Source organism: Photobacterium sp. GB-210 (assembly GCF_003026075.1).
Taxonomy (GTDB): Bacteria; Pseudomonadota; Gammaproteobacteria; order Enterobacterales; family Vibrionaceae; genus Photobacterium.
This window is the reverse complement of the sequence record NZ_PYNU01000002.1, coordinates 196,861-213,068: the sequence shown is the minus strand read 5'-3', so window position 1 is coordinate 213,068 and position 16,208 is coordinate 196,861. Positions and strand designations below refer to the sequence as shown.

The following is a 16,208-nucleotide window of genomic DNA, read 5'->3' as shown; positions in this document are numbered from 1 at the left end:
CTTGTCTATTCGAAATTATATTATTATTGCGATAATCATGATGGTTATAGCTCAATTACCACAATGTCAGCCATTATTAGTTTGGGATCGCCAAGACATTATCAATGGTGAATTATGGCGGATCCTATCAGGAAATTTCACGCATACCAATTGGGTGCATCTTGCAATGAATGCTAGCGCCTTTGCAATCATTAGCTATATTTTCCGTGCCCATTTTCATGCTAAGTCTTATAGCTTATTGATCTTAATTTTATCGTTCACTATAGGTATTGGGCTCTTTGCTACCAGTATTACTTGGTATGCTGGATTTTCAGGTGTACTACATGGCATCTTCGCTTGGGGTTGTATTCGTGATATCCAATCAAAAACTCGGGGGGGATGGCTCTTACTCCTCGGGCTAATCATTAAGATAGGTTGGGAACAATACTTTGGAGGATCTGTGAGTTCTGAAGAATTGATTGGCGTTCGTGTAGCAACTGAAGCCCATTTGATTGGCGCAATCACAGGCATACTGTATGCCTTGCTTATCAAGCAAAAAATCAACGCTCAAGTTGAATATAATCGCTTTAAATGACGATCAATATACGGGAGCACGCTCGCTCCCGTTAACGTTAATAATTACAATTCAATACGCTTTCTATTTTTATCGACAGTCGCCTCACCGATCCCTTTCACTTTAGTTAGATCATCAACGCTCGCAAATTTACCATGCACTTTTCGATAATTAATTATCGCTTGTGCTTTCTCAGCACCAATGCCGATTAGTAATGTATCCAATTGCTCAACATTAGCAGTGTTAATATTAATTTTGATATCAATACCTTCATGCGTATTGTCAGCAGCGTAACTTAAAGAGGCGAGTGCTAATCCACCAGCCAACGAAATAGCTTTAAACAAGCGAGATGGCAACATATTTTTATCCTTTATTGGTATGAGTGTTTAAAAAGGATAAAAAGAAAAGCGGGACGATGAGGGGATTATTTAAAAATAAAAGATAAAAAAACGACGGGCCGCACAATAGCGGCCCGTTAATAGAAATGTAAATTTCAATTAATTTGCTGGTTTGTCCAACATTGGGTAAGTGACTTTCGCCGACTCACGTAAAGTCTGAAGTGTTGTTGATAGATCTTGTTGAGCAAACATATTCTCAACTTGGGTTGCAAACTGAGTATCAACATCATCTTTCGATGGTGTAACATTCACAACTTTATCTAATGCAATAATTTCAACATTACCTTTGTTGTCACGTGTTACACCATAAGACACTTTACCGTCTTTTGGTTTAGGTAATGTAAACGCAACACGTGCAACATTAGCATCAGGACCTGAACGTGTTATGGTTTGATCGCCAGAGAAACTTAAGCCATCTTTTGCTACAACATCTGACTTACCGTCACGTAATGCTGCAATGATAGAATCCGCCTTCTCAGTTGCTTGCTTCTCACCTTTTTGTTGAGCCAATAGTGTTTTCACTTTTGCTTCAACATCAGTAAATGGCAGCACTGATTCAGGGCGTGCATCATCAACACGAACCACAACAACATGCTCTGGTGCAATCTCAATTACATCAGAGTTCATACCGTCATCATGAACCTCAGGGCTTTGTAATGCTTCTTGCACTTTCTTATCACTTAACACACCGGTCTCATCTTGTAATGAGATAAAGCCTGTTTTAATGATCTTAGCCTTTACAGCTTCTGCTGCTTCATCTAGTGAATCTGGTGATTCAAATGCTGTCTCAGCTAGCTTGCTTTGTAGCTTATAGAATTGCTCTGCTACTTGCTGCTCTTGAAGTTCAGCGACAATGCTCGCTTTAACATCAGCAAAAGGTTTAACTTTAGGCTCTTCGATACCATCCAGTAAAATAATGTGGTAACCATAAGGTGACTTCACAAGGCCAGACATATCACCTGGTTTTGCTAATGAAAATGCTGCTTTTTCAAACGCAGGATCCATCACACCTTTACCGAACCAATCAAGCTTACCGCCATCTTTTGCACTGAAAGTATCATCGGATGATTTTTTCGCAACATCAGCAAAGTTAGCACCAGCTTTCAACTCAGCCAGTAATGCTTCCGCTTTTGCTTTAGAAGCATCACTATCACCTTTTACTAAGATATGGCTAACTTGAATCTTCTCAGCAGTACTGTATTTGCTCTTATGTTCGTTGTAATACACTTCAGCTTCTTTATCAGTGATCTTAATATTGTTCACTAGATTTTTATCTGACAGTTCAATGTAAGACACTTTCACTTGAGCTGGGCGTGTAAACTGCGTTTTATTCTCATCATAATAAGCTTTAGCTTCTGCATCCGTTACCGTTACTTTATCGGTAAAGTCTGCAAGGTTTAGCTTCAAAGTACGAACAACGCGCTCTTGTGATTCAAGTTTACGAAGTTCATTCAATTCATTTTTAAGTGCGAAGTCACTGCCTTCTAATGCGCTTAAGAATTGTTGACGTAGCATGTCTTTACGGATTGACTCTGCAAACTGCTCAGGAGAAATTCCAGCACGACGTAACGTTAAATTATATTGTTCATTATTGAACACACCATTAACTTGGAAAGCAGGCATTGCTACAATCGCTTGCTTAACTTGAGCATCGCTCACACTCAGGCCTAGCTCTGTTGCGCGTTGCTCAATCAACTCATCATTAACCATACGCTCAAGCACGCTATTACGGAGTTGCTGTACGTAAGCAGGATCACCCATTAGTGTTGAGAAGTAATCACCTAAACGTTGCTGCATTTGGTTACGTTGATTTTGATAAGCCTGCTCGAATGCACGCTGACTAATTTCTTTACCATTAACTTTTGCTGCAACTTGCTCATTACCGCCCGCCAGATAACTGCCGACACCAGCAAATACAAAAGAAAAAATAATTAAGCTAAGAATAATCTTAACCCAGATGCTGTTAGCGCCTTCGCGCAATCGCTCCATCATAATTTGCCGTCTCTCCTACTTGTTCGATCTGGCACGGTTTCGAACTACAAATGTGTGCACAAAATATCGGTATCAACGCGATAGCCGAACCTTCAATATTATTAAGCCGTTACTGACTAAAACGTAAATAACCTGTTGTATTAGTTTTTAAACTAAAGATAGCACCAACACAATAAGCCACAAAGCGCATAGTATGATAACTTGATACCGATTTGACTAATGAAATGTTCTTTATCTTTATATTGGTTAAGAAACAAAACAATAAATCCCTAGTCAAATAGGCATCATTATAAAGTAAAAAAAGCGCATCAACCGATGCGCCTTTGTTGTACTGGATCAGTATACCCTTTCCAGTAGCAATATTTAAGCCATGATAACATGACAAAACAGTCAGAAAAAACCAACTATTTCTTAGTTAACAGAGTCTTTTAGCGCTTTACCCGGCTTAAAACCAGGTACTTTTGCAGCTGCAATTTGAATTTCTGCACCTGTCTGTGGGTTACGGCCTGTACGAGCTGCACGTTCACGTACAGAGAAAGTACCAAAACCAACCAATGCAACTTGCTCACCGTCTTTCAATGTATCTGATACCGCTTCGATGAATGCGTCTAAAGCACGACCCGCTGATGCTTTTGAAATATCTGCGCTTTCTGCGATTTTATCTACCAGTTGAGTTTTGTTCACGATTAAATCCCCTTAATGAACTTGCCTACCCGTAACTCGTCACTGAGACGCTGTGAATAGTAGACAATAAATTGTTTCTAGACCTGATTGTATTGATAGAAACTTAACAGGCCTTAATAATACATCGCTTAGCGCGGATTAGAGTTAACTTATAGCCAGACAAAAAAACGCTGACAAGGACTTTTGTCTTTGAAAGCGTTTTTTATTTAGTTAATTTTGCTACAGGTCACTATTTTGAGCATTTACCAGCTCAATACCTGTCGGATTATTCTGAAGTGCAACAGTTAACACTTCATCAATCCAACGTACTGGACGTACTTCCAAATCGGCGATCACGTTCTCTGGGATCTCTTCCAAATCACGCTCGTTCTCTTTGGGAATAAGCACTGTTTTAATGCCACCGCGGTGTGCCGCTAATAGTTTTTCTTTCAAACCACCGATAGGTAAAACTTCACCACGAAGTGTAATTTCACCCGTCATAGCCACATCAGCACGAACAGGATTCCCCGTTAGGCTAGATACAAGTGCTGTACACATTGCAATACCCGCACTTGGGCCATCTTTCGGTGTCGCACCTTCAGGTACGTGAACGTGAATATCACGTTTTTCGTAGAAATCAGCTGCAATACCTAAACGCTCAGCACGAGAACGTACCACCGTCATTGCCGCTTGAATCGACTCTTGCATCACATCGCCGAGTGAACCGGTATAAGTTAACTTACCTTTACCTGGCATAGACTCTGTTTCAATGGTTAATAAGTCACCACCTACTTCCGTCCACGCAAGTCCTGTTACTTGACCAATGCGATTACTTTCGTCAGCTTTACCGTAGTCGCAACGCTGAACACCTAAGTAATCTTTTAAATTATCTTGGCTGATTTCAACGTGTTTAATGTCTTTATTAAGTAAAATTTCTTTCACTGCTTTACGGCAAAGTTTCGATATTTCACGCTCAAGGCTACGAACACCCGCTTCACGTGTGTAGTAACGAATGATGCCAATAATCGCAGAATCATCAACAGTCAACTCACCCGCTTTTAAACCATTACGTTTAATTTGCTTATCAAGTAAATGGTTCTTAGCAATGTTTAGCTTTTCATCTTCGGTATAGCCCGATAGACGAATAACTTCCATACGGTCAAGCAATGGACCTGGGATATTCATCGAATTAGATGTAGCGACGAACATTACATCAGATAAATCGTAATCCACTTCTAAGTAGTGGTCATTAAATGCGCTGTTTTGCTCTGGATCTAACACCTCCAGCAATGCTGAAGCCGGATCACCACGCATATCAGATGACATTTTATCAATTTCATCTAATAGGAAAAGTGGGTTTTTCACCTCTACTTTTGCCATTTTCTGAATCAATTTACCCGGCATAGAACCAATATAAGTACGGCGGTGACCACGAATTTCCGCTTCATCACGTACACCACCTAATGCCATACGAACATACTTACGGCCCGTTGCCGCAGCGATCGATTGACCTAGAGAGGTTTTACCAACACCAGGAGGACCAACTAAACATAGAATTGGGCCTTTTAGCTTGTTTACACGGCTTTGTACTGCGAGATACTCAAGAATGCGTTCTTTCACACGCTCAAGACCATAATGATCGGCATTAAGCACTTCTTCGGCTTTTGCAAGGCTCTTCTTCACTTTAGAGCGCTTGTACCAAGGCACGCTTAGCATCCAATCAATGTAGCCACGAACAACGGTTGCTTCCGCTGACATTGGTGACATCATTTTTAACTTTTGCAGCTCTTGCTCGGTTTTTTCACGAGCTTCAGCTGGCATTTTAGATTCTTCAATCTTTTTCTTTAGCGCTTCAAACTCATCTGGCGCATCATCAAGCTCACCCAATTCTTTTTGGATAGCTTTCATTTGCTCATTTAAGTAATACTCACGCTGAGATTTTTCCATTTGCTTCTTAACGCGTCCGCGGATACGTTTTTCAACTTGAAGCAAATCAATTTCTGATTCCATCATTGCCATTAAGAACTCTAAACGTTCTGTAATATCAACGATTTCTAATACTTTTTGCTTATCAGCCAGTTTCAGCGGCATATGCGCAGCAATGGTATCTGCTAGGCGGGCCGCTTCATCGATACCGTTAAGTGAAGTTAATACTTCAGGTGGGATCTTTTTATTTAGCTTGATAAAGCCTTCAAACTGGCTGATAGCGGTGCGAACAAGTACTTCTTGTTCGCGTTCATCCATTTCAGGCGTAACCAGATATTCAGCATGAGCAGTAAAGAACTCATCATCAGCTAAATCTTCAACTTTGGCACGTTGTTGGCCTTCAACCAAGACTTTTACGGTACCGTCAGGTAGCTTCAATAGCTGTAAAATAGTTGCAACAGTACCGACATCATAAAGATCAGTGATTGACGGTTCATCTGTCGCTGCTTCTTTTTGGGCAACCAACAGAATCTGTTTATTGTTCTCCATTGCCGATTCTAGGCAACGAATAGATTTTTCCCGTCCCACAAACAATGGAATAACCATATGAGGGTACACCACCACGTCACGTAGTGGCAGAACCGGGATCTCAAGGCGCTCAGAACGCTCCAGGTTCATATTCATCTCTCTTCCTGTCAATACTAATCGTATTAAGTAACTGGTTGAGTCACTTACTTAATACGACTAGAAAGTTAGCTTATATTGAGTATATGGGGGTGAAACATGATTATTCAACGAAAGAAGTAACAGAAAATAAAAAAGGAGGCTTATGCCTCCTTTTTTTAGCCTTTATGTGCACTTATTAGACACTTACTCAGCTGCAGCTGCTGGTGCTTCCGTGTTTTCATAAATCAGTAGAGGCTCAGACTCACCTTTAATTACTGACTCATCGATAACAACTTTACTTACACCTTGCTGAGACGGGAGCTCATACATAGTATCAAGCAGTACCGCTTCCACAATAGAACGTAGGCCACGAGCACCTGTTTTACGCTCCATTGCTTTACGTGCAATAGCAACCAGTGCATCATCACGAAACTCAAGTTCAACATTCTCTAGCTCTAATAACGCAGCATACTGTTTAGTTAGTGCGTTCTTAGGCTCACGAAGGATCTGAACTAGTGCTTCTTCGTCAAGCTCACCTAATGTTGCTGTGACTGGTAGACGACCGATAAATTCCGGAATTAAGCCGTATTTAACAAGATCTTCAGGCTCAACTTTTTCAAACAGATCACTTAATGTGTCGGCTTGGTCTTTTGAACGCACTTCTGCGCCAAAGCCAATACCAGTACCTGTTGCTACACGCTGCTCAACAACTTTATCTAGGCCTGCAAATGCACCACCACAGATAAATAGGATCTTAGAAGTATCAACTTGTAAGAATTCTTGTTGAGGATGCTTACGACCACCTTGTGGTGGCACTGATGCAACAGTACCTTCGATCAACTTCAGTAATGCTTGCTGTACGCCTTCACCAGATACATCACGAGTAATCGATGGATTATCTGATTTGCGAGAAATCTTATCGATTTCATCAATGTAAACAATACCACGTTCAGCTTTCGCCACGTCGTAATCACATTTCTGTAGCAATTTCTGGATAATATTTTCTACGTCTTCACCCACATAACCCGCTTCAGTCAGCGTGGTTGCGTCAGCCATCGTAAATGGAACATCTAACATTCGTGCTAGTGTTTCAGCTAATAGTGTTTTACCACTACCAGTAGGGCCGATAAGTAAGATGTTACTCTTACCTAGTTCAACACCTTCACTAGTTGTATCGCCATTACGTAGACGTTTATAGTGATTATATACCGCAACAGCTAGCACTTTTTTCGCATGTGCTTGCCCAATTACGTAATCATCTAGGTTGTTACGAATTTCTTGCGGAGTCGGCAGTTCATCGCCATCGCGTTTAGGCATCACTTCTTTAATTTCTTCGCGAATAATATCGTTGCATAAATCAACGCATTCATCACAAATATAAACAGAAGGGCCTGCAATCAGCTTGCGAACTTCATGCTGACTTTTACCGCAGAAAGAGCAATACAATAGCTTACTGCTACCACTCTCTTTTCGCTTATCTGTCATTCGCTAACCTCTTATTGGGGTATTCCCATCATTGCCTTGTCTTGAGTGTATAACAAGTCGGCTTATTTTGCTGCGTTAACTATCTAGAGTTAATCAGCGAAATAAGTACTTAGTCACGTTGACTCAACACGGCATCCACTAAACCATATTCTACAGCTTGTTCTGCAGACATAAAGTTATCACGGTCAGTATCACGCTCAACAACCTCTAGTGGTTGGCCTGTATGTTCAGCCAATAAACCGTTTAGACGTTGTTTGATTGTTAGAATTTCTTGTGCATGGATTTGAATATCCGATGCTTGTCCTTGGAAACCACCTAATGGCTGGTGAATCATTACACGTGAGTTCGGTAGACAGTAACGCTTACCTTTCGCACCACCAGCAAGTAAGAATGCTCCCATTGAACATGCTTGACCCATACATACAGTACTCACATTTGGCTTAATGAACTGCATAGTGTCATAAATTGACATACCCGCAGTAACAGAACCACCTGGAGAGTTGATGTATAGGAAGATGTCTTTATCTGGGTTTTCTGACTCTAAAAATAGTAGCTGTGCTACTACTAAATTAGCCATGTGATCTTCAACCTGACCCGTTAAGAAAATCACACGCTCTTTTAAGAGACGAGAATAGATATCATAAGAACGCTCACCACGAGAAGTCTGCTCGACCACCATAGGTACCAGCGCATCCAAAATTGGTGACATGGCGTTTTTTTCTTGGTAGCTCATAACGTTATTTCCCTAAAATAAATGGCCCGAATGAAATGACTCACACGGACCATTGTTAGCAGAAGACTTGAGATAATGTCAAATCTCTACATCAATTTCAGCAAATTAAGCAGCAGGATTCATTAGCTCGTTGAAGCTAACGTCTTTATCAGAAACCTGTGCTTTAGCTAGAAGTGCGTCAATCGCTTGCTCTTCTAGAGCAACATTACGCATGTTGTTCATTAGCTGTTCGTTAGTTTCGTAGTATTTAACTACTTCTGATGGATCTTCGTATGCAGAAGCCATTTCAGCGATGATTGCTTTAACGCGCTCTTCGTCTGCTTTTAGCTCTTCTGACTTGATCACTTCACCAACTAGAAGACCTACAACTACACGACGTTTAGCTTGCTCTTCGAACAACTCACGTGGTAGTTCAGGCATGTTCTTAGCATCACCGCCAAAACGTTGTGCAGCTTGCTGACGTAGTGCTTCGATTTCTTGATCGATAAGTGCAGCAGGAACTGTGATGTCGTTTTGCTCAACAAGACCGTTAAGAACTTGATCTTTGATGCGACCTTTAACAGCTTGCTTAAGCTCACGCTCCATGTTCTTACGAACTTCAGCTTTAAGACCGTCAACAGAACCGTCTTCAACGCCGAACTTAGCAACGAACTCTTCAGTTAGTTCAGGAAGCTCTTGTGCTTCAACTTTGTGAAGTTTAATAGCGAATGCTGCAGCTTTACCTTTTAGGTTTTCAGCGTGGTATTCTTCAGGGAACGTTACTTCAACAGTAAACTCTTCACCCGCTTTTTTACCTACAACGCCTTCTTCGAAACCAGGGATCATACGACCTTGGCCCATAGCAAGTGCGAAACCTTCAGCTTTACCGCCCTCGAACTCTTCACCGTCGATAGTACCAACGAAGTCGATAGTTACACGGCTGTTTGCATCAGCGGCTGCGTCTACTTCAGTCCACGTAGCTTGTTGCTTACGTAGAGTATCAAGCATTGTATCAACGTCAGCTTCAGTTACTTCAACAACTGGCTTCTCAACAACAACTTTATCTAGACCTTGAAGTGCGATCTCAGGGAATACTTCGAAAGTCGCTTTGAATACTAGGTCTTTACCTTCAGCAACTTCTACTGGAGTAAATGTTGGCGCGCCTGCTGGATTGATTTTCTCTTTAACGATAGCTTCGATAAAGTGACGGTGCATTACTTCACCTAGGATGTCTTGACGTACTGATGCGCCAAACATTTTAGCAACCATCTTAATTGGTGCTTTACCAGGGCGGAAACCGTCGAAACGACGAGTTTTAGCAATTTTCTTTAGTTCAGCTGTTACTGCATCTTCGATGTTTGCAGCAGGAACAGTGATTGTTAGTTGGCGTTCTAGGCCTTCAGTGGTTTCAACGGTAACTTGCATTATATTTAACCTCAAAACTTACTCAGCTTTCTGAGTGATGTTGCCGAACAGCCATTTACTGACGGTGGCATCCTTTTCGTGTTACGGCTCGAAAACCATAACGCCTCAATTCTTTTACTTTATTTCTAAACTGTCAGATATGCTCATCCAACTTAGAAATTAAAGCGCGTTATTATAACGACACACTTAGGTGGCGTCGAGGTGAGATAGACTAAACTGCTATCTAGCTCTACAACTGAAACACAAGATAGGGTCTATAACGAACATTTCAAGGGGTAAGGAGAAAATAATCATAGATCTCTGCGTTTTTTGGGTTCAAATGTTGGAAAAACAGTCGAATTAACGCAAATATTACGTAACAGAGAAAGCATTTTTTAGCCGTTACAAGACTAACTACAGAGTGATTTTTGTATTAAAAAATCTTAGAAATGAATTAGATTTTGGATCTTATATATAAAGAAGAGAGAATGGCACGCCCTGCAGGATTCGAACCTGCGACCACATCCTTAGAAGGGACGTGCTCTATCCAGCTGAGCTAAGGGCGCATCATTGTGTAACATGGCGTTACGAGGCAGGATTATACGTTGCTAATCATTTAGGTCAATACGTTTACTTTAAATTTCATGATTTAAACCGCCAAGCGATTAAAGTTAAAGCAATCTGTTTTATTTTCAGTTTTTTCAGTGCAATTGTAGATACCTATTCCCTTCAACGATAAACACTTAAGATTGTTCGCCATTATTAAACAAACAAAAAGCAAACGTTTGCGTTATAGCTAAAGTAATCATTTTCTGACACAATAATAGCGTCCACATGCTTAGCCTATATAAAAAGGATTACCATGACCGCCCAAATTATTGATGGGAAATTAATATCCCAAACAGTTCGACAGGAAGTTGCCGCTAGAGTGAAAGCTCGTAAAGATGCTGGTCTTCGTGCACCCGGCTTAGCTGTTGTGCTCGTAGGTCAAGATCCTGCTTCTCAAATTTATGTTGGTAGTAAGCGAAAAGCCTGTGAAGAAGTCGGCTTTGTCTCTAAATCATTCGATCTACCACCAACAGCCTCAGAAGAAGAATTATTACTTCTTATTGACGAATTAAATCTCGATCCAACGATTGATGGCATTTTAGTCCAACTTCCATTACCAGCTGGTATGGATAGCACACGAATTTTAGAGCGTATTGATCCTGAAAAAGATGTTGATGGCTTCCATCCATACAATGTCGGACGCTTAAGTCAACGTATCCCAAAACTACGCTCTTGTACCCCTAAAGGTATTATGACCCTCTTAGAACGTTACAATATTCCGGTACGAGGGAAAGAAGCGATTATTGTTGGCGCTTCTAATATTGTAGGTCGCCCGATGACACTCGAATTATTATTAGCAGGGGCTACAACAACAACTTGTCACCGTTTTACTCAAGATCTTGAGAGCCATGTTCGTCGTGCAGATATCCTTGTCGTCGCTGTAGGTAAACCTAACTTTATTCCTGGCGCTTGGATTAAAGAAGGGGCTACCGTCATTGATGTGGGTATTAACCGATTAGATAATGGTAAATTATGTGGTGATGTTGAATTTGATATTGCCAACCAAAAAGCAAAACATATCACTCCAGTCCCTGGTGGTGTCGGCCCAATGACAGTCGCAACATTAATAGAAAATACTATGTTAGCTTGCGAGCAGTTTCACGGCGAATAATTGGTAATAAAAAGAGTGATACCTATTGCTCTTTTATTCTCCAAAACAATGCTATTTTAAATTAGCAGTCCTCTTCTTATTAACAAATAGAATAAATAAAAAAAGCGATGGAACACCATCGCTTTTTCTTTTGATTATACAATTTATGGCGTCGACTATAAGCTTTTAGCTAGTTGTTTGACATACGCTGTAAATTCTTCACCAAATTGATTATGGCGCAAACCGTACTCAACAAACGCTTTCATGTAACCAATTTTACTACCACAATCATGGCTTACGCCTGACATATGAAATGCATTCACTTGTTGAGATTGCATTAGCATATCGATAGCATCGGTCAATTGAATTTCATCACCCGCGCCAACAGGCGTACGGGCTAATAATGCCCAAATTTCAGCTGGAAGTATGTAACGACCGACAATAGCTAAATTAGAAGGCGCGTCTTCAACTGAAGGCTTCTCAACAACCTTTGTCATCGGTGCTGATTCGCCAGCATGTAATTCCACACCATTAATATCCGCAACACCATAGTTTGACACTTCAGACATAGGAACAGGTTCAACCATCACCTGACTCACTTTAGTCTCGTTAAACATTTTCACCATGGCAGCCATATTATCGCAACGTAAATCGCTCGCAACATCATCCAAAATTACGTCAGGTAAAACAACTGCAAAAGGCGCATCACCAACAAGGGGATGTGCACACAATACTGCATGACCCAAACCTTTAGCTTGACCTTGACGTACATGCATAATGGTCACATCAGGTGGACAAATCGCTTGTACTTCTTCAAGTAGCTGACGTTTTACTCGCGCTTCTAATGTCGCTTCTAATTCAAAAGAGGTATCAAAGTGGTTCTCAATCGAATTTTTTGAAGAATGCGTCACTAAAATAATTTCTTTAATTCCTGCTGCAACACACTCATTCACTACATGCTGAATAAGCGGCTTATCTACAATTGGAAGCATCTCTTTTGGAATAGCTTTGGTTGCAGGTAACATTCGAGTACCCAAACCAGCAACAGGAATAACAGCTTTACGCACTAATGAAGTATTCAATTTTTTTTCCAGTATATTATGTTTACAAACATCGTATTAGATAGCTTTCAAATATGCAAAAGAGAGTTCTGACCCACTGATAAAAATGATCACTTTTTAAGCAGATCAGTGTTATCTACGCTTACTTTTACAGGCTTACCTAACAAGTTAATCAGCATAAATGAGCGTTTCTCACCATCAGGTTCTTGGTAAATAGCTTCAAGACCTTGAAACTTACCTTGCTCTAACTTTAATTTTTCACCGGGCTGAGGAAGCATTGACAACAAACGTTGATGCTCTTCACTATCTTCATTCATCATTAAGTTATAAATAAGTTCTTCACGTACTTTTTGTGGCATTGCACCACAGCGAATAAAGTCAGCCACACCACGTGTTGATCGCACCGACGTATAACTTACCATTTCAGGATCAAATTGAACAAAAACATAACTTGGAAATAATGGTTCGATTGACTCTATTCGTTTGCCTCGGCTCACTTTTTTTACTGTTACCTGGGGGTAGTAGCAATCCACACCTTGACGATCCAGATTGATCACTGCACGCTCTTGTTCACTGCGCTTACAATAAAGCAAATACCAATCTTTCATCATCAATCCTAAACATTAAAATTCATCGCTATTATATACATAAATAGCTACTTTTTATATTGCGGCTAATTCGGGATATAAAGTATTTATTGAGTGCTTATTGTTGCTCAACTCATTTATGGAAACCAAGACAGTCACCACTTTTACAGTAATTCCACAGTCAAACTTTGTAACATTCATGAACAATCTAAATAGATAGACAAAAAAACCACAAAAAGATTAAAAAACAAAATATAAAACCAAATAATTAATAATTATAAAAACAACAACATAATTACCATACTAAAAATTAACTTTTCAATTTTGACTAAGAAATCTACAACCATTTGTTTTTCAATAGGTTGAAATGTTTATCATTTGTTCTTTAAATGTAAAAACTTGCAGTCGTATATATTGTGCTTTATAAAACCACCGGTATTAGCAAACACACCATCACAATAATATAGAGAATCCTATGAGTCATAATAGTAGTGGTACCTTATTGGGCCACCCAAAAGGCTTGTTCCTGTTATTTGGAACTGAGCTATGGGAGCGTTTCTCCTACTACGCCATGCGCGCTATTTTAGTTTTGTACTTAACAGATAAAACTATCGATGGCGGCTTAGGCTGGAGTACTCAAGAAGCATTAAGCCTATATGGTATTTACACCGGTCTTGTCTACTTTACTCCTTTAATTGGTGGATGGATTGCAGATAACTACTTAGGTCAACGTCGATCAATTATTATTGGCGGCGTATTAATGGCTATTGGTCAATTTACTCTCGCACTCCCGCACAGTGTCGTTGATCCTCATGCTGTAAACGCTTTCTATTTAGGCCTTACTTTCCTGATCATTGGTAATGGTTTATTTAAGCCAAACATCTCAACCATGGTGGGTGATCTCTACAAAGAAGGCGATAACCGTCGTGATGGTGCGTTTACTATTTTCTATATGGGTATCAACATAGGTTCATTACTTGCCGGTGTTATTGCAGGTACAGCTTCTGCCATTTATGGCTGGAAAGCAGGTTTCTTATGTGCCGGTATCGGTATGCTACTCAGCCTATTGATCCAACTGTTTTTCGCACAACGTTACCTAGGTGATATTGGTACTGTTCCAGCTGCAATTCGTGATGCAGCAAACAACGCAAGCGGTAAAAAAGAGCCACTAACCAAAATTGAACGTGATCGCCTGAAAGTAATTATGGTGATGTGTACTTTTGTTATCGTATTCTGGGCAGGCTTTGAACAAGCTGGCGGCTTAATGAATATCTATTCTCAAGAATACACAAACCGTATGATTGGTAGTTTCGAAGTGCCGGCAGCTTGGTTCCAATCACTTAATCCATTTTTCATTATTATTTGTGCTCCGATTCTTGCTGCTCTTTGGGTAAAATTGGGTAAGAAAGAGCCAAACTCACCTGTGAAATTTGCACTAGCAATGTTCTCGTTAGCAGTAGGCTTTGCTTGTATGATTGGTGCTGCGCTTGAGCAAGGTGGCGATATGACAGTGAAAACCTCTATGCTATGGCTGATTGGTGCATACTTCTTCCATACGATAGGTGAGTTATGTTTATCACCGATTGGTTTATCAATGGTGACAAAACTTGCACCTCTTCGCTTAGCATCATTAATGATGGGTGCATGGTTTGGTGCTAACGCCATTGCTAACTATATTGCAGGTGAGATTGGTTCACGTATTGGTGAAGCCGGTCCTCTAGCAATCTTCTCTGGTATTGCAATTACTGCAGTGATTGCCGGTGTATTACTGCTGTTACTATCCAATACCTTAATTAATTGGATGCATGGTGCAGAATCTTCATCTAATGACGAAACAACAGAGGTTAAAACAGTAGAAGCGTAATGCCGTACTGATAATAATCCATTTAAGGGTAGTGTTGCTAACACTGCCCTTTTTTACATCTTAATGTTTTTAAAGTTCACACTAAAACTAGCATGCCCCAATTGGCTTAGCGATAAACGCCCACCTGATGGAGACAATGCTAGCTTCGATAACATATTGTGCCTTGCTTCTCGTCCAAGCCATTCACCTGATGCGACTTCAAAAGAGGCATCACTTGTTCGAAGTTGTGCTTCAATACCTGCAGGAAGAATATGCAAACATCTATCAGACAAATCAAATACGCCAAACAAAGCCTTGATAGGTGACGCATAACCTGAGTGCTTCATCCCTTTTTCAATCAATGTGACTAAGTGGCTTAAGCTTTCTAAACAATTACCTTGATTACGTAAATAATCATTAAAAAAAGCACGAATTAATAACGCAGTTGCCGTCGCATTATGATCACCACTACTGGTATCAAGAAGGTAAAAGGCTAATTGACCATCTAATAGCCAAGTATAATCAAGAATAACTGGAAGGGAATCAATGGATTGTAAAACACAATAATTTAACTGCCATCGTCCATAAGTCGATTGTGTTTCAGGCATTAGTCCCACTAATAGCTCACGTGCCGCTTTAGGGTTATTTTGCAAATCTTTAATATGCCATTCCAATTCTTCTTCAACAGGCTCTGTATCTTCTGTAGTATCAAACCATCGATTAGAAAAATCTTGTCGATGATGTGTCGCACTGTCTTGCCCCTTCAATACCGATATCATAGAAGATTTCAGCATTAAAATATTTTCTAATGGCTTTATTAAGAAATCCTTAACACCAAGTCGCAACGCTAAAGCGACATCTGTCATTGCTCCCGTTCCTGAAATAACAATAATTGGTATCATTGGATATTGAATAGACACTTCTTCAACAAACTCCATACCTGTCATAACAGGCATAGCGAGATCGCAGAGTAACAGATCAGGAATATGCTCCTTTAATGCACGTAGCCCTTCTAAACCATTATCAGCCTCTTGCACCAAGCATCCTTGGCTCTCAAGAAAGCCAACAATCATATTTCTAAATACTGGGTCGTCTTCTACAACGAGAACATCTTTCCCTTCTAGCAAAACCACCTCCACCAATACCTACTTAGTTTAAGGCACATTACAAACTGAAATTAAAGGCCTTAAAGACTGTCTAATTTTTGCGACTCTATTAA

Annotated in this window: 13 protein-coding genes and 1 tRNA gene; 3 read left to right on the top strand and 11 right to left on the bottom strand. The window is 40.3% G+C overall.

Going from position 1 to position 16,208, the window contains the following annotated elements; translation table 11 throughout:
• Nucleotides 1-37 precede the first annotated feature (37 nt).
• The gene (rrtA, locus tag C9J38_RS04630; protein ID WP_107206071.1) at nt 38-574 is read left to right on the top strand and encodes a rhombosortase; all 537 of its coding nucleotides are present in this window, start codon (nt 38-40) and stop codon (nt 572-574) included.
• A gap of 44 nt (nt 575-618) precedes the next feature.
• On the opposite strand, the gene C9J38_RS04625 is transcribed toward rrtA, so the two are convergent.
• From C9J38_RS04625 to C9J38_RS04590, 8 genes are all read right to left on the bottom strand, one after another.
• Nucleotides 619-912: a ComEA family DNA-binding protein gene (locus C9J38_RS04625; RefSeq protein ID WP_107206070.1), complete on the bottom strand. Its 294-nt coding sequence runs from the start codon at nt 910-912 to the stop codon at nt 619-621.
• A gap of 138 nt (nt 913-1,050) precedes the next feature.
• Nucleotides 1,051-2,943 carry a peptidylprolyl isomerase gene (gene ppiD, locus C9J38_RS04620; protein ID WP_107206069.1) on the bottom strand — a complete coding sequence of 631 codons (1,893 nt, stop codon included), beginning with the start codon at nt 2,941-2,943 and terminating at the stop codon, nt 1,051-1,053.
• Nucleotides 2,944-3,354: 411 nt separating this feature from the next.
• Entirely contained in the window at nt 3,355-3,627 is a 273-nt protein-coding gene (locus C9J38_RS04615) for an HU family DNA-binding protein (protein WP_005369098.1), read from the bottom strand.
• Nucleotides 3,628-3,846: 219 nt separating this feature from the next.
• Nucleotides 3,847-6,210: an endopeptidase La gene (gene lon / locus C9J38_RS04610; RefSeq protein ID WP_105061295.1), complete on the bottom strand. Its 2,364-nt coding sequence runs from the start codon at nt 6,208-6,210 to the stop codon at nt 3,847-3,849.
• Between the two features lie 192 nt (nt 6,211-6,402).
• Complete coding sequence (gene clpX, locus C9J38_RS04605; protein WP_107206068.1) at nt 6,403-7,683, bottom strand: ATP-dependent protease ATP-binding subunit ClpX; 1,281 nt, start codon at nt 7,681-7,683, stop codon at nt 6,403-6,405.
• A 109-nt stretch (nt 7,684-7,792) separates the two neighbouring features.
• The gene (clpP, locus tag C9J38_RS04600; RefSeq protein ID WP_005369103.1) at nt 7,793-8,416 is read right to left on the bottom strand and encodes an ATP-dependent Clp endopeptidase proteolytic subunit ClpP; all 624 of its coding nucleotides are present in this window, start codon (nt 8,414-8,416) and stop codon (nt 7,793-7,795) included.
• Nucleotides 8,417-8,521: 105 nt separating this feature from the next.
• Nucleotides 8,522-9,820, bottom strand: a complete 1,299-nt coding sequence (tig, locus tag C9J38_RS04595) for a trigger factor (protein ID WP_105059697.1) — start codon at nt 9,818-9,820, stop codon at nt 8,522-8,524.
• A gap of 468 nt (nt 9,821-10,288) precedes the next feature.
• A tRNA-Arg gene (locus C9J38_RS04590) sits at nt 10,289-10,365 on the bottom strand.
• 296 nt (nt 10,366-10,661) lie between these two features.
• On the opposite strand from C9J38_RS04590, the gene folD reads away from it, so the two are divergent.
• Nucleotides 10,662-11,519: a bifunctional methylenetetrahydrofolate dehydrogenase/methenyltetrahydrofolate cyclohydrolase FolD gene (gene folD, locus C9J38_RS04585; protein ID WP_107206067.1), complete on the top strand. Its 858-nt coding sequence runs from the start codon at nt 10,662-10,664 to the stop codon at nt 11,517-11,519.
• 155 nt (nt 11,520-11,674) lie between these two features.
• Here folD and galU read toward each other — a convergent pair whose 3' ends face one another.
• Nucleotides 11,675-12,580 carry a UTP--glucose-1-phosphate uridylyltransferase GalU gene (gene galU / locus C9J38_RS04580; protein WP_107206066.1) on the bottom strand — a complete coding sequence of 302 codons (906 nt, stop codon included), beginning with the start codon at nt 12,578-12,580 and terminating at the stop codon, nt 11,675-11,677.
• A gap of 89 nt (nt 12,581-12,669) precedes the next feature.
• Nucleotides 12,670-13,167, bottom strand: a complete 498-nt coding sequence (rfaH, locus tag C9J38_RS04575) for a transcription/translation regulatory transformer protein RfaH (RefSeq protein WP_107206065.1) — start codon at nt 13,165-13,167, stop codon at nt 12,670-12,672.
• A 454-nt stretch (nt 13,168-13,621) separates the two neighbouring features.
• Here rfaH and C9J38_RS04570 point away from each other — a divergent pair, with 454 nt between their 5' ends.
• A complete protein-coding gene (locus C9J38_RS04570; RefSeq protein ID WP_107206064.1) occupies nt 13,622-15,010 on the top strand; it encodes a peptide MFS transporter in 1,389 nt (462 codons plus the stop codon).
• A 53-nt stretch (nt 15,011-15,063) separates the two neighbouring features.
• Here C9J38_RS04570 and C9J38_RS04565 read toward each other — a convergent pair whose 3' ends face one another.
• Nucleotides 15,064-16,116, bottom strand: a complete 1,053-nt coding sequence (locus tag C9J38_RS04565) for a response regulator (RefSeq protein WP_107206464.1) — start codon at nt 16,114-16,116, stop codon at nt 15,064-15,066.
• Nucleotides 16,117-16,208: the final 92 nt, after the last annotated feature.

Coding starts and splice junctions, on each gene's coding strand:
- clpX (WP_107206068.1), bottom strand. CDS start 7,683: ATGACAGATAAGCGAAAAGAGAGTGGTAGCAGTAAGCTATTGTATTGC.
- clpP (WP_005369103.1), bottom strand. CDS start 8,416: ATGAGCTACCAAGAAAAAAACGCCATGTCACCAATTTTGGATGCGCTG.
- C9J38_RS04570 (WP_107206064.1), top strand. CDS start 13,622: ATGAGTCATAATAGTAGTGGTACCTTATTGGGCCACCCAAAAGGCTTG.
- ppiD (WP_107206069.1), bottom strand. CDS start 2,943: ATGATGGAGCGATTGCGCGAAGGCGCTAACAGCATCTGGGTTAAGATT.
- C9J38_RS04625 (WP_107206070.1), bottom strand. CDS start 912: ATGTTGCCATCTCGCTTGTTTAAAGCTATTTCGTTGGCTGGTGGATTA.
- rfaH (WP_107206065.1), bottom strand. CDS start 13,167: ATGAAAGATTGGTATTTGCTTTATTGTAAGCGCAGTGAACAAGAGCGT.
- lon (WP_105061295.1), bottom strand. CDS start 6,210: ATGAACCTGGAGCGTTCTGAGCGCCTTGAGATCCCGGTTCTGCCACTA.
- rrtA (WP_107206071.1), top strand. CDS start 38: ATGATGGTTATAGCTCAATTACCACAATGTCAGCCATTATTAGTTTGG.
- tig (WP_105059697.1), bottom strand. CDS start 9,820: ATGCAAGTTACCGTTGAAACCACTGAAGGCCTAGAACGCCAACTAACA.
- folD (WP_107206067.1), top strand. CDS start 10,662: ATGACCGCCCAAATTATTGATGGGAAATTAATATCCCAAACAGTTCGA.